The 19,206-nt window shown below is 60.2% G+C and carries 15 protein-coding genes and 1 pseudogene; 12 read left to right on the plus strand and 4 right to left on the minus strand.

Annotated features, from left to right (window positions below; translation table 11 throughout):
* Positions 1–61 precede the first annotated feature (61 nt).
* Positions 62–4,377: pseudogene (locus QFW87_RS26240) on the plus strand (DEAD/DEAH box helicase).
* 120 nt (positions 4,378–4,497) lie between these two features.
* On the opposite strand, the gene QFW87_RS26245 reads toward QFW87_RS26240, so the two are convergent.
* The gene (locus tag QFW87_RS26245; protein ID WP_283189231.1) at positions 4,498–6,621 is read right to left on the minus strand and encodes a mechanosensitive ion channel domain-containing protein; all 2,124 of its coding nucleotides are present in this window, start codon (positions 6,619–6,621) and stop codon (positions 4,498–4,500) included.
* Between the two features lie 484 nt (positions 6,622–7,105).
* Between QFW87_RS26245 and QFW87_RS26250 the strand changes: the two genes are divergently transcribed.
* Genes QFW87_RS26250 through QFW87_RS26265 form a run of 4 tightly spaced genes read left to right on the plus strand, consistent with a single transcriptional unit; the run spans position 7,106 to position 11,095 of the window.
* Positions 7,106–8,032: a DUF72 domain-containing protein gene (locus QFW87_RS26250; protein ID WP_283181844.1), complete on the plus strand. Its 927-nt coding sequence runs from the start codon at positions 7,106–7,108 to the stop codon at positions 8,030–8,032.
* The gene (locus QFW87_RS26255; RefSeq protein ID WP_283181845.1) at positions 8,029–8,826 is read left to right on the plus strand and encodes an endonuclease/exonuclease/phosphatase family protein; all 798 of its coding nucleotides are present in this window, start codon (positions 8,029–8,031) and stop codon (positions 8,824–8,826) included. The genes QFW87_RS26250 and QFW87_RS26255 overlap by 4 nt, the downstream gene beginning before the upstream one ends.
* Positions 8,823–10,106: a cardiolipin synthase ClsB gene (gene clsB / locus QFW87_RS26260; protein WP_283181846.1), complete on the plus strand. Its 1,284-nt coding sequence runs from the start codon at positions 8,823–8,825 to the stop codon at positions 10,104–10,106. The genes QFW87_RS26255 and clsB overlap by 4 nt, the downstream gene beginning before the upstream one ends.
* On the plus strand, positions 10,106–11,095 hold the full coding sequence (locus QFW87_RS26265; protein WP_283189232.1) for a lysylphosphatidylglycerol synthase domain-containing protein: 990 nt from the start codon (positions 10,106–10,108) through the stop codon (positions 11,093–11,095). The genes clsB and QFW87_RS26265 overlap by 1 nt, the downstream gene beginning before the upstream one ends.
* Before the next feature lie 11 nt (positions 11,096–11,106).
* On the opposite strand, the gene QFW87_RS26270 is transcribed toward QFW87_RS26265, so the two are convergent.
* The 3 genes from QFW87_RS26270 to QFW87_RS26280 all read right to left on the minus strand — a co-directional run bounded on the left by QFW87_RS26270 (position 11,107) and on the right by QFW87_RS26280 (position 14,128).
* Complete coding sequence (locus tag QFW87_RS26270; protein WP_283181848.1) at positions 11,107–11,865, minus strand: alpha/beta fold hydrolase; 759 nt, start codon at positions 11,863–11,865, stop codon at positions 11,107–11,109.
* Positions 11,855–12,964, minus strand: a complete 1,110-nt coding sequence (locus QFW87_RS26275; protein WP_283189233.1) for a DUF3182 family protein — start codon at positions 12,962–12,964, stop codon at positions 11,855–11,857. Before QFW87_RS26275 ends, QFW87_RS26270 begins: the two co-directional genes overlap by 11 nt.
* A gap of 177 nt (positions 12,965–13,141) precedes the next feature.
* Positions 13,142–14,128: a GlxA family transcriptional regulator gene (locus tag QFW87_RS26280; protein ID WP_283189234.1), complete on the minus strand. Its 987-nt coding sequence runs from the start codon at positions 14,126–14,128 to the stop codon at positions 13,142–13,144.
* 101 nt (positions 14,129–14,229) lie between these two features.
* Between QFW87_RS26280 and QFW87_RS26285 the strand changes: the two genes are divergently transcribed.
* The 7 genes from QFW87_RS26285 to QFW87_RS26315 all read left to right on the plus strand — a co-directional run bounded on the left by QFW87_RS26285 (position 14,230) and on the right by QFW87_RS26315 (position 19,206).
* Positions 14,230–14,784 (plus strand): cysteine hydrolase family protein, encoded by a 555-nt coding sequence (locus QFW87_RS26285; RefSeq protein WP_283189235.1) that lies wholly within the window; start codon positions 14,230–14,232, stop codon positions 14,782–14,784.
* A 269-nt stretch (positions 14,785–15,053) separates the two neighbouring features.
* Complete coding sequence (locus QFW87_RS26290; RefSeq protein WP_088500343.1) at positions 15,054–15,635, plus strand: YjfI family protein; 582 nt, start codon at positions 15,054–15,056, stop codon at positions 15,633–15,635.
* Between the two features lie 24 nt (positions 15,636–15,659).
* Entirely contained in the window at positions 15,660–16,358 is a 699-nt protein-coding gene (locus QFW87_RS26295) for a PspA/IM30 family protein (protein ID WP_283181852.1), read from the plus strand.
* Between the two features lie 71 nt (positions 16,359–16,429).
* Positions 16,430–16,993 carry a rhomboid family intramembrane serine protease gene (locus QFW87_RS26300; protein ID WP_283189236.1) on the plus strand — a complete coding sequence of 188 codons (564 nt, stop codon included), beginning with the start codon at positions 16,430–16,432 and terminating at the stop codon, positions 16,991–16,993.
* Positions 16,994–17,066: 73 nt separating this feature from the next.
* A complete protein-coding gene (locus QFW87_RS26305) occupies positions 17,067–18,101 on the plus strand; it encodes an ion channel (protein WP_283181854.1) in 1,035 nt (344 codons plus the stop codon).
* Positions 18,088–18,762 (plus strand): DUF2491 family protein, encoded by a 675-nt coding sequence (locus QFW87_RS26310; RefSeq protein ID WP_283189237.1) that lies wholly within the window; start codon positions 18,088–18,090, stop codon positions 18,760–18,762. Before QFW87_RS26305 ends, QFW87_RS26310 begins: the two co-directional genes overlap by 14 nt.
* Positions 18,763–18,777: 15 nt before the next feature.
* The gene (locus tag QFW87_RS26315) at positions 18,778–19,206 is read left to right on the plus strand and encodes a DUF350 domain-containing protein (RefSeq protein WP_131062034.1); all 429 of its coding nucleotides are present in this window, start codon (positions 18,778–18,780) and stop codon (positions 19,204–19,206) included.

Here is a 19,206-nt window from a genome sequence, read left to right on the forward strand (position 1 = left end):
AAAATCACAGAGATCCCAGCGGTACTTGCATCTTCAGCCCCCCGCCCGCATAAATTGCTGCATGAATCTGCCAATCCCGACGGACAGCGCCCTGGCAGGCTTCCACCCCGCCGTCAGCGCCTGGTTCAGCAGCACCTTCCCGACGGTCACCGCCGCCCAGGCCCGGGCGTGGCCGCTGATCCGCCAGCACCGTTCGACGCTGGTCGCCGCACCCACGGGATCCGGCAAGACCCTCACCGCGTTCCTCGCGGTCATCGACGACCTGGTCCACCGCGCAATGGCCAACGAAGGCCATCTGCCGGATGAAACCCTGGTGGTCTACGTCTCACCTCTTAAAGCCTTATCCAACGACATACAAATCAACCTGCAAGACCCGCTGGCCGGCATCACCGAGCAGTTACGCGAGATGGGCCTGCCGCAATTGCAGATCAACACCGCGTGCGCACCGGCGATACACCGCAAAAAGACCGCTCGGCGATGCGCAAGACCGCGCCGCATATTCTGGTGACCACCCCGGAATCCCTTTACGTGCTGCTCGGCTCCGACTCCGGCCGGCAAATGCTCAGCACCGCCCGCACGGTGATCGTCGACGAAATTCACGCGATCGCCGCCAGCAAGCGCGGCAGCCATCTGGCCCTTAGCCTCGAGCGACTGCAAGCGTTGTGCCCGCAACCGCTGATGCGGATCGGCCTGTCTGCCACGCAAAAACCCATCGAAGCCGTCTCGCAGTTTCTGGTTGGCCGTGATCGCGCGTGCGAAATCATCGACATCGGCCACGCCCGCCCGCGGGATCTGGACATCGAAGTGCCGCCCGTGCCGTTGTCGGCGGTGATGGCCAACGACATCTGGGAACTGGTCTACGACCGCCTCGCCGCCCTCGCCCGCGAACACCGCACCACGCTGATTTTCGTCAACACCCGACGCCTCGCCGAACGCCTGAGCCGTCACTTGAGCGAACGCCTCGGCAAGGACGCGGTGGCCGCCCATCACGGCAGTCTGGCCAAGGAGTTTCGTCTCGACGCCGAACAGCGCCTCAAGCGCGGCGACCTGCAAGTGCTGATTGCCACAGCGTCCCTGGAACTGGGGATCGATATCGGCGATGTCGACCTGGTCTGCCAGATTGCCTCGCCGCGTTCGATTGCCGGGTTCCTGCAACGGGTCGGCCGCTCCGGGCACCAAGTCGGCGGCATGCCCAAGGGCCGTTTGTTCGCCACCACCCGCGACGACCTGATCGAATGCGCCGCCCTGCTCGACTGCGTGCGGCGTGGCGAACTCGACACTTTGCAGATTCCGAAGGCGCCACTGGATGTACTCGCGCAACAAATCATCGCCGAGGTCAGCTGCCAGGAATGGCAAGAGCAGGCGCTGCTGGAGATGTTCCGCAACGCCTCGCCCTACCGCGAACTCGACGAAAAACACTATCAAGCGCTGCTGCAGATGCTCGCCGAAGGCTACAACGGTCGCCTGGGCATCCGCAGCGCTTACCTGCACCGCGACGCCTTGACCCGCACCCTGCGTGGTCGCCGGGGCGCCAAACTGACGGCCGTGACCAGTGGCGGGACGATCCCGGACAACGCCGACTACAGCGTTTTACTCGAACCCCAAGGGCTGAACATCGGCAGCGTCAACGAAGACTTTGCGGTGGAAAGCATCGCCGGGGATGTCTTTCAATTGGGCAACACCTCCTACCGAATTCTGCGGGTCGAAACCGGCAAGGTCCGGGTCGAAGACGCTCAGGGCCAACCGCCGACCATTCCATTCTGGCTCGGCGAAGCGCCGGGGCGCAGTGCTGAACTGTCGTTTGCCGTGGCCCGCCTGCAAGCGCAACTCGATGAGCTGCTCGGCGCCACATCCGGTCATTTGCAGCCTGCGACCGACTGGCTGACCGACACCCTCGGTCTGAACCTGGCCAGTGCCGAACAATTGGTCGATTACCTGGCCCGTGCGCGCCTGACCCTCGGCGCCCTGCCGTCACAAGACACGCTGCTGATGGAGCGGTTTTTCGACGAGTCCGGCGGCACGCAATTGATCATCCACACGCCGTTCGGCAGCCGCATCAACCGTGCCTGGGGTTTAGCCCTGCGCAAGCGTTTCTGCCGCACCTTCAACTTCGAATTGCAGGCTGCCGCCAGCGAAGACGCCATCGTCCTGTCGCTGTCCACCAGCCACAGTTTTGAACTCGATGACGTCTGGCGCTATTTGCACAGCAACAGCGCCGAGCACACCCTGATTCAAGCCGTGCTCGATGCGCCGCTGTTCGGTGTGCGCTGGCGCTGGAATGCCGGGGTCGCTCTGGCGCTGCCGCGCTACAGTGGCGGACGCAAAGTCCCGCCGCAGATCCAGCGGATGAAAAGCGAAGACCTGCTCGCCAGCGTGTTTCCCGACCAGATTGCCTGCGTGGAAAACCTCGCTGGCGAACGGGAAATTCCCGACCATCCACTGGTGGAACAAACCCTCGACGATTGCCTGCACGAAGCCATGGACAGCGAAGGCTGGCTGGCGTTGTTGCGGCGCATGGAGCGCGGTGACATCCGCTTGATCAGCCGCGACCTGCCGGCGCCCTCGCCGCTGGCAGCGGAAATTCTCAGTGCCCGCCCCTACACCTTTCTCGACGATGCGCCGCTGGAAGAGCGCCGCACCCAAGCGGTGCTCAACCGTCGCTGGAGCGATCCGCAGTCCACCGACGACCTCGGCGCGCTGGATGCGGACGCGATTCAAGCCGTGCGCGAGGAAGCCTGGCCAACGCCGACTCGCGTCGATGAAATGCATGAGGCGTTGATGAGCCTCGCGTGCATCACCGACGCCGAGGCCCAGGCCAATCCAGACTGGCTCGATTGGCTGAACGCCCTGGCCGACAGCGGTCGCGCCAGCCGACTGCCAGTCAAAGCAGGGCAAGCGCTGTGGTTGGCACTGGAGCGGCTGACTTGCCTGCAGGCGATTTATCCACAAGCGATTTTGCAGCCACCGTTGGAGGCGTTGCCCGGGTTCGATGAAGTCTGGACGGCGGACGAAGCGGTACCCGAAGTGATTCGTGCGCGGCTCAGCGCGTTCGGTCCGTTGCCGCTGAACGCGATTGCCGAACCGCTCGGTTTACCGGCGACTCAAGTCACCCAGGCGTTGGCGCAACTGGAACGCGAAGGCTATGTGCTGCGTGGTCAATTCACGCCCGGCACGGCGGAGGAAGAATGGTGCGAGCGGCACCTGCTGGCGCGGATTCACCGCTACACCGTCAAGCGTCTGCGGCGGGAAATCGAGCCCGTGGCGTTGCAGGATTTCATGCGTTTCCTGTTCGACTGGCAGCATCTGTCTGCCGCGACCCAAGGCCAGGGCAGCGCAGTATTGCCCGCGATAGTCGGTCAGTTCGAAGGCTACCCCGCCGCCGCTTCAGCCTGGGACAGCGATATTTTGCCGGCGCGAGTAAAAGACTATTCAGCAAGTTGGCTGGATGACCTGTGTCGCAGCGGCAAACTGGTGTGGACTCGCCTGACCGCACGCAACAAGAGCGCCAGCACGGCGTTACGCAGCACGCCGATTCTGCTATTGCCGCGCAGTCAGGTCGGGTTGTGGAGCGGGTTGACCGAACAGACGCCCATCAGCGAACTATCGCCCAAGACGCAAAAAGTTTATGAAGCACTCAGCCAGCACGGCGCGCTATTTTTCGATGAGCTGACTCACGAAGCCCACCTGCTGCGCTCGGAACTGGAAATCGCCTTGCAGGAATTGGTCGGCGCCGGGTTGGTGAATGCCGACAGTTTCGCCGGTCTGCGAGCACTGATTACTCCGGCCAGCAAACGCCAGAATCGCAGCAGCCGACGCGGGCGCGGAGCGTTTGTCGGCGGGATGGACGATGCGGGACGCTGGGCGCTGTTGCGGCGCGGGGCGCCTGCGCCGGTTGTGGAAAACAAGCGCCCGGCACCCACGCCGAGCGACACTCTGGAACACATTGCCATGACCTTGCTCCGGCGCTACGGCGTGGTGTTTTGGCGCCTGCTGGAACGTGAAGCGGATTGGCTGCCGAGCTGGCGGGAATTGCTGCGCACTTTCCATCGGCTGGAAGCTCGAGGCGAGATTCGCGGCGGGCGGTTTGTCAGTGGCTTGGCCGGTGAACAGTTTGCGTTGCCCGAGGCCATTCCATTACTGCGCGAGGTGCGGCGACGGCCGCATGACGGAAGTTTGATTGCCGTGTGCGGGGTTGATCCGCTGAACCTCGCCGGGACGCTTTTACCTGGCGCGAAGGTGCCGGCGCTAGCGAGTAATCGATTGGTGTATCGCGATGGATTACCCGCCGCTGCCGAGATCGCGGGCAAGCAGATTTTCTGGCTGGAGCTGGATCAGCAATCGACTACCGAGCTGCACAACAAACTGATCCGGCATTGATGTTGTCGGCAACGGCCCCTTCGCGAGCAAGCCCGCTCCCACATTTGATCGCCTTCCCCTGTGGGAGCGACGGTGCGACGATTCGACCTGCTCGCGAAGAGGCCAGTAAGCGCACCAAAATCATTGGGTACGCGGCTGATCCGGCAGGAACACCGATGAATGCTCCGATGCAATCCCATCGCTTTGCGGCGGCTCAACAGCCTGCCGGGGCATCAAGACCTGCTGTGGATAAGTCTGCGCGAAATGCACCCACGGGCTGTTATCCACAAGTTTTTTCAAACGCTGGTTGAACGCCCGACTCACTGCGTATTGCCCGCCCGACACCGTGCGGAACTGTGCCGTCAGCACCACGCCGTTGAGGTCCATCTTGTCGACACCAAACACATCCAGCGGCCCTTGCAGGTTGTACTTGAGGAACGCATCGTCGCGGATGGAATCGCCGGCCTCGCGGATCAACTCGATAGCCTTGTCGACATCGGTGTCGTAGGTGAACTGCACCGAGAAAAATGCATAGGCGAATTGCCGCGATTGATTGGTTACGGCCTTGATCTGACCGAACGGCACCGAGTGTACAAACCCCTTGCCGTCGCGCAGGCGCAAGGTGCGGATGGTCAGGCCTTCGACGGTGCCGGCGTGGCCAGAGTCGAGCACCACCCAATCGCCAATCGACAACGTGTCTTCGATGATGATGAACAACCCGGTGATCACGTCCTGCACCAGTTGCTGGGAACCGAAACCGATGGCCAGCCCCACGACACCGGCACCGGCCAAAAAGGGTGCAACGTTGATTCCCAGGTTGGCCATGGTGGTGATGGCGCAGATCACCACCAGGATGATTTTGATCGCGTTGCGCAGCAGCGGCAGGATGGTTTTGGTTCGGGTACTGGGTTGGCGCGCCGAGCGTTTGTTAACGGGTGGCTTCAGGGCTTCCTGAATCGCTGTGTCCAACACCACCCAGCCCATCCAGGTCACCAGGAAAATCAAACCGATACGACTCAGGGAATCGCTGATCGCCCGGCCGACCGAATTGCTCACCGCAAACTCGAACAGCGACACACCCCAGATGCGCCCCAGGACATCAATGAACACAATCGCCAGGGCGATCCGCAGCAACGCGTGCGAAAGGCTGAGAAAGCGTTCTTTGTAGGCACTGCTGCGACGCGCGGCCACGTCACTGCGCGACTTGAACAGGTGATGCAGCGACGTGCTGAGAAACACCGTCGCAATCAGCAACACCGTAGTAAACAGCGCACAGCGCAGCACTTTCTGGTTGTCGTCGCCAATGCCGATCAGGTTGATCACCGACACCAGCACCATCAACAGAATCGGCCAGTACCAGAGCCCGGAAAAGATCCGCAACATTTCACGCACGGCCGGCTGAGTGAGGCGCTGGGCCAATGGCAAAATGCGGATCAGATGGGCGACCGGACGGCGCATTTTGATCACCAAAAAACCAAAGGTGATCGAGGCCGCCACCCCGGTGAACACCGCGACACTGCTGGTGAGATTGCCGCCGAGCAGGCGGGCGATCTGCGGACTGGTCAAGCCGTCGCTCAGGGCCACGAGAAAGCCCATCAAAAAGAGCGGTCGTGGGCTGTGCTGACGAATAATCTGCACCGCCCGGCGCTTATGACCGGCGTTGAACAGCACCACCAGCGACAACAGCAACGACGCGGCGAAAATGCCGCTGCTGGTGGCATAAGCGAAACACAATGCCAGCGCCCGGCCGGCGGACACTTGCAAGAAGTGGCTGACATAGAGCGTCAGGGGCAGGCTGATCAGCGCCGGAACCGTGTAGGGCAACACATAACCCAGTAAGGCCTGACCGCGCTCGCGAGTGAGCAGCAGGCGGTTCTGGCACAGACGTTTGGTGAGCAGCCCTCCCAGCAACCAGAGCAGCGCAAAGACGCCAATCCACACACCGGACAACAGCAGGAAATCCCCCGCCACGCTCCAGCTTGAACGGGCCGATGGATGATTGACCAGTTTATCCACCTCAACCGCTGCCCGGTCTGCACGCAGACGCCAAGCGTCCAGCAGGTCCTCGTTGAGATCGAGTTTTCCCTGAACTTCCTCAATGCTCGAACTGATGGCACCCAGCAAACCACCCTGTACCAGCGGTTCGGGGTGTGCCAGTGGTGTCGCGGCGGTGGCCGGCACACCCGGCAGTGCGGCAGCCTCCAGCTCGTTGCTGCCGAAAATCAGCAATGCCCCCAGTAGTATCGCGGTCTTGAACTTGAACAAACGCGGTGCTCCGGCAAAAGGGTCTGTAAGGAACTGATCGGGGAATTGTAGGCAAGTTCGGTTTTGGCCGTGAGATAACCAGCTAATGCGGCCATAACGCAATCCGTGTAGCAGCTGGCGAAGCCTGCGTCCGGCTGCGCAGCAGTCGTAAAGTCAGACACTGCGGTGTGTCAGATTCACCGTGCAATCAGGGTTCACGACTGCTGCGCAGCCGGACGCAGGCTTCGCCAGCTGCAATTACAGGGTCTGCGTTGCAGTTGAAAAACCTTTAACCCATTCGATATTTGATCTACACGCAAATATCAAATGCCCATCCCTCTATTTTTCCGCATAACCCGCCATCGCCATCGTGTTAGGCATGGCCCGAGAGATCGCCGGACACTAATAGAGACTTTAACCATCCGTAGTCCCGTCGAAACTTTCTCGCCCGCCCCGCAGTCATCAAAAGACAGGGCAGTCCGAGAACCATTAGACGGGAGGCGACATGGCGGCGATCCACATCGGTATTTCAGGCTGGCGCTACACGCCCTGGCGGGGGGATTTCTACCCGAAGGGGCTGACCCACAAGCGCGAATTGCAGTTCGCCTCACGGGCGGTCAACAGCATCGAAATCAATGGATCGTTTTACGCCCTGCAACGGCCCGAACGTTATGCCCAGTGGTACGCCGAAACCCCGAGGGGCTTCGTTTTCAGCATCAAGGCGCCGCGTTTCATCACCCACATCAGGCGACTGCGGGACGTCCATAAACCCTTGGCGAATTTCTTTGCGTCCGGGGTGCTGGAACTTAAAGAAAAACTCGGTCCGATCCTCTGGCAATTTCCGCCAAACTTCAAATTCGAAGCCGAGCTGTTCGAAACCTTTCTGGAGCAGTTGCCGCACAACACCGAAGAGGCCGCCGCCCTCGCCCGCCAGCATGATTCGCACGTGAACGGTCACGCCAGCATGAAGGCCTACGGGAAAAAGCCTTTGCGCCATGCCGTAGAAATCAGAAACGAGAGCTTCGTCGACCCCGCCTTCATTCGCCTGCTCAAACGCTATAACGCGGCACTCGTCATCGCCGACACTGCCGGTAAATGGCCGTACCGCGAAGACCTCACCAGCGACTTCGTTTACCTGCGCCTGCACGGTGCCGAAGAACTTTATGCCAGCGGTTACACCCCCGAGGCGCTGAAACGCTGGGGTGACCGGATCGAGGCTTGGCATCACGGCCAGCAACCGCCCGACCCGCAGCTGATCGCACCCCGGCAAAAGCCCAAGGCGCGCAAGTCCCGTGAGGTGTTTTGCTACTTCGACAACGACATCAAAGTCCGCGCGCCCTTCGATGCCCGACGCTTGCTGGAGCGCTTTAATCTGGATAAAGACCTCGCCACCCGTCCCGGTGAACTGGCCGCCGAAGGAGTGCTGTCATGAGCATTTCCGAACCGGTCGGCACCACCGACGAACAGCAGACCATCATCACCTCCGTGCGCCGCTTTACCGTGCTGACGGTCAACACGCACAAGGGGTTCACCGCGCTCAACCGGCGTTTCATCCTGCCGGAATTGCGCGAAGCGGTGCGCAGCGTGTCCGCCGACGTGGTGTTTTTGCAGGAAGTCCACGGCACCCACGAGCATCATCCCCAGCGCTACAACAACTGGCCGGCGATGCCGCAATACGAATTCCTCGCCGACACCCTGTGGCCGCAGTTCGCCTATGGACGCAACGCGGTCTATCCGGCAGGCGATCACGGCAATGCGCTGCTGTCGAAATTCCAGATCATTCGCCACGACAACCTCGACGTCTCCATCAACGGTCACGAGAACCGCGGCATCTTGCATTGCGTGCTGCGCCTGCCCGGTGACGGCCGGGAAGTGCATGCCATTTGCGTGCATCTGGGTATTCGCGAAACCCACCGGACTGAACAACTCAAGTTGCTGGCCCAGCGCCTCGAAGAACTGCCGCGCGATGCCCCGGTGATCGTTGCCGGTGACTTCAACGACTGGCGCCAGCGTGCCGATGCACTGCTCACACCCTGCGGTTTACGGGAAGTTTTCGCTGAACTGCACGGCAAACCAGCGCGCAGTTTTCCAGCGCGATTGCCAGCGTTGCGTCTTGACCGCATCTACGTGCGCAACCTCAAGGCCAGTCATCCGCAAGTGCTGGCCGCGCGGCCCTGGTCACACCTTTCCGACCATGCACCGCTATCGGTGGAGATCGAGCTATGAGCAGCCCATCGATGGATAAAACCAATGTGGAGCACTTATCCACAACCCCGCCGATCCGTGAACCGGGCGTGGTCGACGTCGAATATGGCTGGCAAGGCAACAACCGCGTAGAGCTGCTGGAAAACGGCGAAGCGTATTTCCCTCGGGTGTTCGAGGCCATGCGTCAGGCGAAGACTGAAATCCTGCTGGAAACCTTCATTGTGTTCGAGGACAAGGTCGGTAACGAGCTGCAGGAAGTACTGATCGCCGCCGCTCAACGCGGCGTGCGGATCAGCGCCAGTCTCGATGGCTTTGGCTGCGGTGAACTGAGCACGGGATACCTCACCGCCCTGAGCGAGGCCGGCGTGCGCATCCAGATTTTCGACCCGGCGCCCAAACATCTGGGCATCCGCACCAACTGGTTCCGCCGCCTGCACCGCAAGATCGTGGTGGTCGATGGCACGATTGCGTTCATCGGCGGCATCAACTTTTCGGCCGACCATTTGGCTGACTTCGGCCCTGAGGCCAAGCAGGATTATTCCGTGGAAGTACAAGGCCCGGCGGTGGCCGATATCCATCACTTCGCCTTGCTGCAAAGCGGTCGCCCGGCTCGCGCCAAATACTGGTGGCAACGCCGCAGGCAACGGCGCTCGGAACTGGCGTTCACCGATCATGACGGCCAGGTTCGCCTGGTGCACCGCGACAACGGCGAACATCCGACCGACATCGAAGAGGTTTACCGACAGGTGCTGCGCAGTGCCCAGCGCCGAGTCGTGATCGCCAACGCCTACTTCTTTCCGGGCTATCGCCTGCTGCGCGAGATCCGCGACGCGGCGCGCCGTGGCGTTGATGTGCGGCTGATCCTGCAAGGTCAGCCCGATATGCTGGTGGCCAAACTTGCCGCGCGCATGACCTATGACTACTTGCTCAAATCCGGCGTGCAGATTTACGAATATTGCGACCGTCCGCTGCACGGCAAAGTCGCGCTGGTGGATGAGGATTGGAGCACGGTCGGCTCGAGCAACCTCGACCCGTTGAGCCTGTCCTTGAACCTGGAAGCCAATGTGTTGATCCGCGATCGCGCCTTCAACCGCGACCTGTTCAAGCGCCTCGAAGACCTGAGTAACAACCATTGCAAGGTCATGTCCGCAGACAAGTCCCCGCGCGGGCGGGTCTGGCACATGACCGTCGGCTTTCTGGTGTTTCACTTTCTGCGGCACTTCCCGGCCTGGGCCGGTTGGCTGCCGGCGCATAAACCGCGCCTGAAACCTTTTTCCCATTCCGCCGGGAGTGACACCTGATGAGCCACTCTGATACACAACCGGTGCCCCACGCCGACACCCCGACCAAATCCCGCTGGAGCCGCTGGAAACGGCCGCTGACAATGCTGTTTTTCCTGGCGCTGATCGTGCTGTTCACGATGCTTGCCCAGCGCATTGAATGGGATGAAGTGTTCGACAACCTCGCAGATTTCAAGGTGCGCACGCTGATCATCGCGTCTGGTCTGACCTTGGTGAGTTTTCTGGTTTACGCCTGCTTCGACCTGATCGGCCGTACCTACATTCGCCAGGACCTGACGTGGAAGCAGATCCTGCCGGTGGGGATTATCAGCTATGCCTTCAACCTCAATCTGAGCGCTTGGGTCGGCGGTATTGCCATGCGTTATCGGCTGTATTCGCGACTCGGGGTGAGCAAGGGCAACATCGCGAAAATTCTCGGGTTGAGCCTCGCGACCAACTGGTTCGGTTACATGGTGATTGCCGGTGCGGTGTTCAGCAGCGGGCTGGTGCGAATGCCGCCAGGCTGGAAGCTGAGCACGGGTGCGTTGCAAGGTGTGGGCGTGTTGTTGCTGCTGGTGGGTGCGGGGTACCTGGCAGCGTGTCAATTTTCCAAGCGACGGGAGTGGGCGATACGCGGGGTGGAAATCAACCTGCCGTCCCTGCGCATGGCGGTGCTGCAACTGGCCCTCGGGGCGCTGAACTGGTCGCTGATGGCGGCAGTGATTTTCACCTTGCTGCCGAGCAAGCTGGATTACCCGCTGGTGCTCGGGGTGTTGCTGATCAGCGCGATTGCCGGCGTCATCACGCACATTCCTGCCGGACTTGGCGTGCTTGAAGCGGTGTTCGTGGCGCTGCTGCAACATGAAGCGTCCCGAGGCAGCCTGGTGGCCGGATTGCTCGCCTATCGGGCGGTTTATTTCATCTTGCCGCTACTGATTACCCTGGTGATGTACTTGATTGTGGAAGCCAAGGCCAAGTCGATGCGGATCGAGAAGAAACCGAGGCATTAACAGCCAAAATTTTACGATGACTGAATAATGCTCAACCGCTCGCCCACCACCATTTCGGTGATCCAGCCCACCAGGATCGAGGTGTACGCCTGTTGCGAAACGGGCTCACTCAAGGCGTGATCAGCGCCGTCGATAATCCGGTGGGTCAGCGAGTGGGTCTGCTGACAGGCAGCGCGGTAGCTCATGATGGTTGCGTGGGGCACATGGTCGTCTGTCTCCGATTCGACCAGCAGCACATCCCCGGTGAATTGCGAACAGGCATGCAGCGCACGATTGCTGTCGGCGCGGACTAACGTGCGGCGGTAATCACGTAAATCGAGCTTGTCCAGGTCACGTTTGGGCGTGTGCCATTGATCATCGCGATACAGCGCCGGCACCCGCAGCGCCAGCCAGCGCACCGGACGCAATGACGTCAGGATCGAGGCCAGATAACCGCCATAACTGGTGCCGACTACGGCAATCGCCGATGTATCGAGCGCCGGGTGCGCGAGCAAGCGGTCATACGCCGCCAGCAGGTCGCGCAGGTTGTCTTCGCGAGTCACTCGACTCAGCGCAATACCGGCCCCGCCGGTATGCCCGCGCAAGTCGAATGTCAGGCACACGCAACCCAAACCGGCGATGCCTTTCGCCCGCTCCAGGTCTCGCTCCTGACTGCCGCCCCAACCGTGCACAAAGAGCACGCCGGGCACTTTCGATTTGGGACTGAGAAAGGTCCCGATCATCTGTTCATCGTCGATGTCGATTTGAATGGTTTCGCTTCTAGCCGTCATAGGATTTAACCGTTACGTACTTGAGGAGAAAGTCACTGCTTTGCGCTGGCCCGCGATACACCTCGATGGCGTCCGCCGGCAGCGGCTGGTCGATGTAGGTCTCGACCGAAGACACGCGAATAGCACGCATCCCGGGGTCGTTGACGAAGCTTTGCAAGGCGGCGACTTCGGCGCTGCTGGCACCGCCCATCCGCCAGGACTGCTCGAGCACGCCGCTGCGCTGTTTGCCATTACTGTCCACACCTTGGGCGATGTCGTAGTTGCGCCGCGAGGCGTAGAAACCGGGATAAGCCTCATCCGCGGCACGGTCGAACACTTGCGCCTGACGGATCGCCAGCCGCACATCGTCCGGCAGTTCCAATTCGAGCAAATCGTCGTATTGCCCCCGCACTACCAGCAGGTTAGACCCTCCATAAACCTGCTCCCCCTGACCGTCTTCGGTCAAGTATTGATCACCGCAATAACTCAGCACCGTGTCGCCGATAAAACTCTGACCGACGCTGTGGGTGATCACTTGGTCCAGGTCCTGCTCCAGCACCACGCCTTCAGTGAACAGCGCTTTGGCATCGGGTCTGGCGAGGATGGCATCGAACTGGTCGAGGCTTTTGATCACTTCCTGACCGCGTCCGGCGCAGGCATGAATCGGCTTGATGCGGATCGGCCCGCTGTAGAGCAAATGCTCCGCCGCAGGACGCGCATCGTCCATGGAAAAAACACTGAGGCCGTCGAGCACCACGCTGCGCACACGTTCGGAAAACAACGGTGACCAGCCTTCCGGTGCGTGAGCATCTTTGTTGCGCAGCCCGTGACTGATGGCTTTGGTGCAGATGAAATCATGGTCGACGTAACCGCCCCACAAATCCTCCGGTCCCTTGACGCCCAATTGCCGGGCGGCAGCGACGCCCACAAGCGTCTGGGTCGGCAACAGATAAAGGTCTCGACCGTTGTGCAGCTCCGGGTCGTAACTGCCGCCGTATTTAAGCCCCAGGATCTGCGCCAGCCAACGGGCCAGCGCACGATTGGTCTCTACTTCGTGGAACGGAGCCTCGGGGCGCACGGAGTGAGCGACCACCAGTTTCTTGCGGCTTGCTGGGGTCATGCGTCCCCCTTCAATCTGCGCTTGATGAATGTAGTTGAAAGGGTGCAGAGATCAGGCCAAGGAGGGCCGAAGACAAACGTTTTTCAAATCAGCCAGTTGCGAAAAACGTGATGGCACCGTGCCTGCTTGATTCTGCACGACAAGGGATACAACTCTGGCATTTTGCACGACTGACGCTCATCCCTGACTAGCTCCCACCCCAAACCGTGTCCGGTATTCACTTGGCGCCAACCCGGTAATCTTCTTGAACGTCGCCCGAAAGGCACTCGGATCCTGATAACCCACCGTCCAGGCAATGTGATCGATGGTGCCGTTGGTGAACTCGAGCATTTCCCGGGCCTTGCCGACTCGCAGGTGCTGGCAGTACTCAGTGGGTTTGAGTCCGGTTGCCGCACGAAATCGACGCAGGAACGTGCGCTCTTCCAGCCCTGCCCGCTCGGCCATCGTCGCCAGCGACACATCGGTCGCTCCGGTGCTTTGCAGCCAATGCTGAACCTTGAGAATCGAAGCATCTCCATGGCTGAGAATGGGCGAAAAATTGCTGCCGCATTCACTCGCGCTGTCGCTGTGTTCCACCACCAGAAACCGCGCGGTACTGGTGGCGATGCTTGGCCCCAGCAGACGGTTGACCAGGCGCAAGCCCAGTTCGGACCAGGCCATCAGCCCGGCGGTCGTGATCAGGTCGCCGTCGTCAACGATGGGAGTGTCAGCCTTGAGCTTGATCGCCGGATAACGCTCGGCGAAGGCTTTGGCCGAGGTCCAGTGAGTAGTGGCGCTACGGCCGTCGAGCAGGCCGCTCTCGGCCAACAGAATCGACCCCACACAAACCCCGCCGAGTGTCGCGCCATTGGCATGTTGCTGACGCAGCCAGCGAATGAGCCCCTGCGGTGCCAGACCTTCGGAAAAACCGGCAATCGACGGCGGGATCAACACCGCCACCAACGCGCCGTCCGGAGCGGGATGACTGTCGTAAACCCGCTTGGGCGCCTGATCGCCATCAACCTGCCAATGGCTGACCCGCAGCAACGGCAACTGCGCCGCCTGATGCTCGGCGGCAATCCGGTTCGCCACCCCGAACAAGTCCGTCAATCCATGCACCGCCGCCATCTGCGCACCGGGATAGATCAGCACGCCCAACTCGGCGATTGCCCTTTCTGCGTCCATTGTCAGTTTTCCCCCTTCTATTGTCGGTGCGGCCAATCCTCGGACGGCCTGCCAGACCCAATACTTCATTCCACACCAACAAGCATTTCGAGGAAACAGTCATGGCCAAGCACGCACTCATCGTAGTCGATATCCAAAACGACTACTTCCCCCAAGGCAAGTGGCCGCTGGTCGGCGCCGACGCCACCGCGGGCAACGCCGTTCGTCTGCTCAAAGCTTTCCGCGATGCCGGTGATTCGGTGGTGCACATCCGCCACGAATTCACCTCCGACGAAGCGCCCTTTTTCACTCCAGGCTCCGAGGGCGCGAAGCTGCACCCTAAAGTCCTCAACCGCGCCGACGAACCGGTCGTGCTCAAACACTTCGTCAACTCGTTCCGCAAAACCGAACTACAGTCAATCCTCGACGAGCAAGGCATCAAGGAACTGGTCGTCGTCGGCAGCATGAGCCACATGTGTGTCGACGGCATCACCCGCGCGGCTGCCGATATGGGCTATACCGTCACGGTGATCCACGACGCCTGTGCCTCCCGTGATCTGGAGTTCAACGGCGTCACCGTTCCGGCAGCCCACGTTCATGCCGCCTTCATGTCGGCCCTGGGTTTTGCCTACGCCAGCGTGGTGTCCACCGACGAATTTCTCGCGGCCAGTCGCTAACGCCCCCTGAAACAACTCGATAAACAAAAGGCCCGCCGAGCTTTCGCGTTGTGGGCCTTTGCGTTTCCGGTCGCTAAAAATCTCACGCGTGAGCTATTGAGAGGTGTAAAAAATCACTGTAGTGTTTCTCACGCGTGAGATTTCACAACGGAGTCACCAGTATGAAAAGCCGCTCTCCATCAGGTCCGCCTGCCGAGCCTGATACCGATACCGCGAGCAGCAAGGGAGAGCGCTCGAAACCGTCCGCGAAAAAACCGTCGAGCTTCTACATGAAGCAGATGCGCGCGGGCCTGGGTGCCGCCGGTTATGTGAAACACGAGACTTGGGTGCTTCCCGAAAACCGAAGCCTGCTCAAGCAGATGGAGAAACAGCTACGCCAACCGATCCTGGCTGGCTCATTCATGTCGGAGAATTACATGAGCGCAGGTAACAACTGGAACATCGATCGCCTCTACAGTGCCCTTCAGGCCCTCGACGAAGTGGTTTCGAACGACATCACCCTCTCCCTCGTTCAAGGCTCCGAGTCCAGCATCAAGCTGGAAATGAACGATTTCGGTGGCTTGCCGATTTACATCGCCGTGGTTGGCGATCAAGTCATCGTGGATACCGTTCTGGTTGATGTCGAGTCCATCAACGACGTACCGGCATTCAACGATGCCGTTCTGCGCAGCCGGGAAATGTTCCCGCTGTCCTCGATCGGTATCGAGTCCATGCCCAACGGGCAGATCGTTTACAACATGTTCGGCGCACTGAGCTCCGACTCCAGCCTGACCAACGTCGTGACCGAGGTCAAAACCCTCGTCGACAACGTCCAGCGCGCCAGCGAAGCCTTTGAACGTTTCTTCATCTAATTTTTCGGGAACAGGAAATATCCAATGACTCAGTCCATCTGGAGCAAATTGTTCACCGCGCTGCGTGGCGGTGCCAATGAAGTCGGCGAATCAATCGTCGATCAACAGGCCCTGCGCATCCTCGACCAGGAAATCCGCGATGCTGACAGCGCCCTGGCCAATGCCAAGCGTGAGTTGGTCACCATCATGGCCAAGCACAAGCTGTCGGCTGATCGTGTGGCCGAGCACAACGCCAAGATCAAGGACCTCGAATCCAAGGCCATGGCCGCGATCCAGGCCAACCGCGAAGACCTGGCGTTGGAAGTGGCCGAAGCCATTTCGACCCTGACCAATGAGCTTGATGTCGAGCAAAAGCAGGCCACCGAATTCGGCGGTTACGCGGACAACATGCGCAAAGACATTACCAAGGCCGAAAGCCGCATCAAAAGCCTGCGCCAGCAAGTGGACATGGCCAAGGCCCGCGAAAGCGTACAGAAAGCCCAGGTCAGCGCTTCGATCGCCAGTGGCGGCGCCAACGGCAAGCTGGAAACCGCCGTCGGTACACTGAACCGCCTGCAGGCCAAGCAGCAGCAACGCGCCGCTGAACTGGAAGCCCAGGATCAACTGGCCGATGCATCGACCGGTACTGATCTGGAACGCAAACTGCGCGAAGCCGGCATTACCCCGGATTCGGGCAGCGCCAACGCAATCCTGGATCGGCTGAAGAAAAAATCAGCCGAGTAACCGGGCCGGGCGCAAGCTGAACAGGAAGGGCATTCATTGCCCTTCCTTTTTTTGTCGAGTAGAGGTCAAGGATGGATGCCCTGAAGGGTTTCAAGACAATTGCCGGCCTGGCAATCCTCATGGTCGCGCTGCAAGTACTCAACACCGCGACCGGCTACAGCCTTGTTGCATTTGGCCTGGTCCCGAGGACATTGCACGGTCTGCTCGGCATCATTACCTCGCCTTTTCTGCACGCGTCCTTTGCGCACCTGAGCGCCAACCTGATTCCCTTTTTGATCCTCGGCACGTTGGTCATTGTCGATGGGCTCAATCGCTTCATCGCCGTGAGCGCGATCATCATTGGCCTGGGCGGCTTGCTGGTCTGGCTGTTCGGGTTTTCCGGGATGCACATCGGTGCCAGCGGATGGGTGTTCGGGCTGTGGGCGTACATTCTGTCGCGCGCCTGGTTCCAGCACAGTTGGGGTAACCTGATCACGGCCGCGGTCGTCGCCCTACTGTATGGCGGCTTGGTGTTTGGCTTCCTTCCACGCCAGGGGGTTTCCTTCGAAGGCCATATCGCTGGGGCATTCGCCGGATTTATTGCGGCCAAGGTACTTCTCTCGACGCCCGGCAACAGGTTTAATGCCGCCCGGTAAAGGCAATTGAACGTTCAGGAGTTCGGGCCTGCGCATTGCCAGGAACGAGTCATCCCACGGAGTCAGGGACGTCATGTCTATTTTTCTTTTATTACGCGTGTATGCCTCGTCCTTCTTCCACCGTTTCGGCTGGGCGGGACTGGCGATTGCCTTGGGCATCCACCTGAGCACGGCCTGGCTCGGCCTGGTGCTTCTGGGCGAACAACACCTCACCGCCCCCGCCACGTTTACCTATTTCTACCTCACCACCACGCTGACGGTAGGTTACGGCGATCTTGCTCCCCAAACCTCGGCGGGACGGGTTTTCGTGGCTACCTGGGTCATGCTCGGGGGCATTGCGCTGCTGACGGCAGCCATCGGCAAAACCACCAGCAGCGTCATTGATGTATGGAGAAAAAGCATGAAGGGCAAAGGTGATTTCACCGGCAAGGTCGGTCACACCGTTCTCATCGGCTGGGAAGGTGCGTCCAGCGAGCGAGTCATTGAATTACTGCTGCAGGACGAAACGTCCAATGACAACTTGATCGTCATTTGCGATAGCGACCTCGAAGAAAACCCCATGCCGGGCAAAGCAGACTTTATCAAAGGCGAAAGTCTGTCCTCTGCCGCACTTTTGCTGCGTGCCGGCGTTCCCGGTGCCGAGCGCGTCCTGGTGCGAACCCATTCAGACGATCTGTCCCTGGCCACCGTGCTGGCGATCAATCAACTGAGCCCTGTCGGGCATGTGGTCGCCCACTTCAATGACAGTGAAATCGCCGCGCTCGCCAGCGCCTACGCGCCCAGCCTGGAGTGCACCTCAAGCATGGCCATCGAGATGTTGGTGCGCGCCTCTCAGGATCCGGGCTCGTCAGTAGTCATCAATGAATTGCTGTGCGTGGGTCAAGGCGCCACCCAGTACCTGATGAAACTGCCCGAGGCTTTTGAAGCAACATTCGGCGATCTGTATGCACAGATGAAAGAGCATCACAACGCGACCCTTATAGGGTACCGCGCCAAAGGCGCCCGACACCCTTCGATCAACCCGCCCGGCGCCACTCGCGTTGAGGGCGGTGAACTCTTCTACATCGCCTCCACTCGCCTCAAGGAAATCTCCAATGGGATGGTTTAAACAGTTGATGGGGCTTGAGGCCCCGAAAGCGAATACGGAATCGAAATGGACAACCAACGAAACCCTGCCCGCCATCGGTCCGCTGGGCCTGGCATTGGGTAAAGAGGTGATGTTCGACACCACCCTGAAGTTGTTGCTCGACGGTAACACCACAGTGGTGATCCCTGGCGCCCAACAGATCTGGAGCGCTGGCACTGTTGATCTCGGGCAGTCGACCTGGCTGTCACGCTATTACATGAACGACGAAGATTACTGGCTGCAAGTGCACACCACCGGCGCCATCGCCGGGCAGGTCGAGTCGGTGATCCTGTTCAACTACCTCAGTTACGTGACCATCAGCAGCGAGGCGGAGTTGAGTCGGTTGGCCGGCCCGCAAAGCCTTATCGGTCTGCCGACCTACACCCACAGCGGCGTCGAATACACCCGCGAATGGGGCACCGAGGATGGCCAGACAGAACTGGTAGCGTTGAGCGAATACCTGAAAAACACGGATGAGTCCTACAGCATTGAACACCGTTCGATGCTGTACGCGCGCGAAACCGGCCTGACCGATCGCCGTGAATTCCTGCTGTTTTCCGTCGAAGAAGATGCCGAAGGCGCCATCAGCCTGAGCACGTCGCGGGGCATTTCGCTGTACACCACCGACCTGAACACTTTTTAAATAAGGAAGAATTCCATGCTAGAAGCGCTCTCCATCTCCCTGAACAAAGCCGCCGTGTTCGGGTTTGTTGCGTACATCCTCGGCGCCGCTGTGCTGTTCGCGCTGTTCCAGTTCATCTACACCCGAATCACTCCGCACAAGGAGTTTGAACTGATCCGTTCGGGCAACGTCGCGGCCGCAATCGCTTTGGGCGGTGCGCTCATCGGTTTCGCGATACCGGCCAGCAATGTGATTGCCTACTCGATCAGCCTGCTCGACTTTGTCGTCTGGTCGCTGATCGCCGCCGTCGTGCAACTGCTGGCGTTCCTGGTGACTAGCCTGGTCTTGAAAGGCACGTCGGAACGCATCAAGAAAGGTGAAATCGCGGCGGGTGTCTATGTCGCGGCAGTGGCCATCAGCGTCGGTATGTTGAACGCCGCCTGCATGACCCCTACCCCGAACTGA

Source organism: Pseudomonas sp. PMCC200344, assembly GCF_030053095.1.
Lineage (GTDB): Bacteria > Pseudomonadota > Gammaproteobacteria > Pseudomonadales > Pseudomonadaceae > Aquipseudomonas > Aquipseudomonas svalbardensis.

What these genes read in the sequence shown, in the direction of transcription:
- QFW87_RS26265 (WP_283189232.1), top strand. Translation starts at nt 10,106, where the DNA reads ATGAGCCACTCTGATACACAACCGGTGCCCCACGCCGACACCCCGACC.
- QFW87_RS26250 (WP_283181844.1), top strand. Translation starts at nt 7,106, where the DNA reads ATGGCGGCGATCCACATCGGTATTTCAGGCTGGCGCTACACGCCCTGG.
- QFW87_RS26255 (WP_283181845.1), top strand. Translation starts at nt 8,029, where the DNA reads ATGAGCATTTCCGAACCGGTCGGCACCACCGACGAACAGCAGACCATC.
- QFW87_RS26295 (WP_283181852.1), top strand. Translation starts at nt 15,660, where the DNA reads ATGACTCAGTCCATCTGGAGCAAATTGTTCACCGCGCTGCGTGGCGGT.
- QFW87_RS26300 (WP_283189236.1), top strand. Translation starts at nt 16,430, where the DNA reads ATGGATGCCCTGAAGGGTTTCAAGACAATTGCCGGCCTGGCAATCCTC.
- QFW87_RS26280 (WP_283189234.1), bottom strand. Translation starts at nt 14,128, where the DNA reads ATGGACGCAGAAAGGGCAATCGCCGAGTTGGGCGTGCTGATCTATCCC.
- QFW87_RS26305 (WP_283181854.1), top strand. Translation starts at nt 17,067, where the DNA reads ATGTCTATTTTTCTTTTATTACGCGTGTATGCCTCGTCCTTCTTCCAC.
- clsB (WP_283181846.1), top strand. Translation starts at nt 8,823, where the DNA reads ATGAGCAGCCCATCGATGGATAAAACCAATGTGGAGCACTTATCCACA.
- QFW87_RS26290 (WP_088500343.1), top strand. Translation starts at nt 15,054, where the DNA reads ATGAAGCAGATGCGCGCGGGCCTGGGTGCCGCCGGTTATGTGAAACAC.
- QFW87_RS26275 (WP_283189233.1), bottom strand. Translation starts at nt 12,964, where the DNA reads ATGACCCCAGCAAGCCGCAAGAAACTGGTGGTCGCTCACTCCGTGCGC.
- QFW87_RS26315 (WP_131062034.1), top strand. Translation starts at nt 18,778, where the DNA reads ATGCTAGAAGCGCTCTCCATCTCCCTGAACAAAGCCGCCGTGTTCGGG.
- QFW87_RS26285 (WP_283189235.1), top strand. Translation starts at nt 14,230, where the DNA reads ATGGCCAAGCACGCACTCATCGTAGTCGATATCCAAAACGACTACTTC.
- QFW87_RS26270 (WP_283181848.1), bottom strand. Translation starts at nt 11,865, where the DNA reads ATGACGGCTAGAAGCGAAACCATTCAAATCGACATCGACGATGAACAG.
- QFW87_RS26310 (WP_283189237.1), top strand. Translation starts at nt 18,088, where the DNA reads ATGGGATGGTTTAAACAGTTGATGGGGCTTGAGGCCCCGAAAGCGAAT.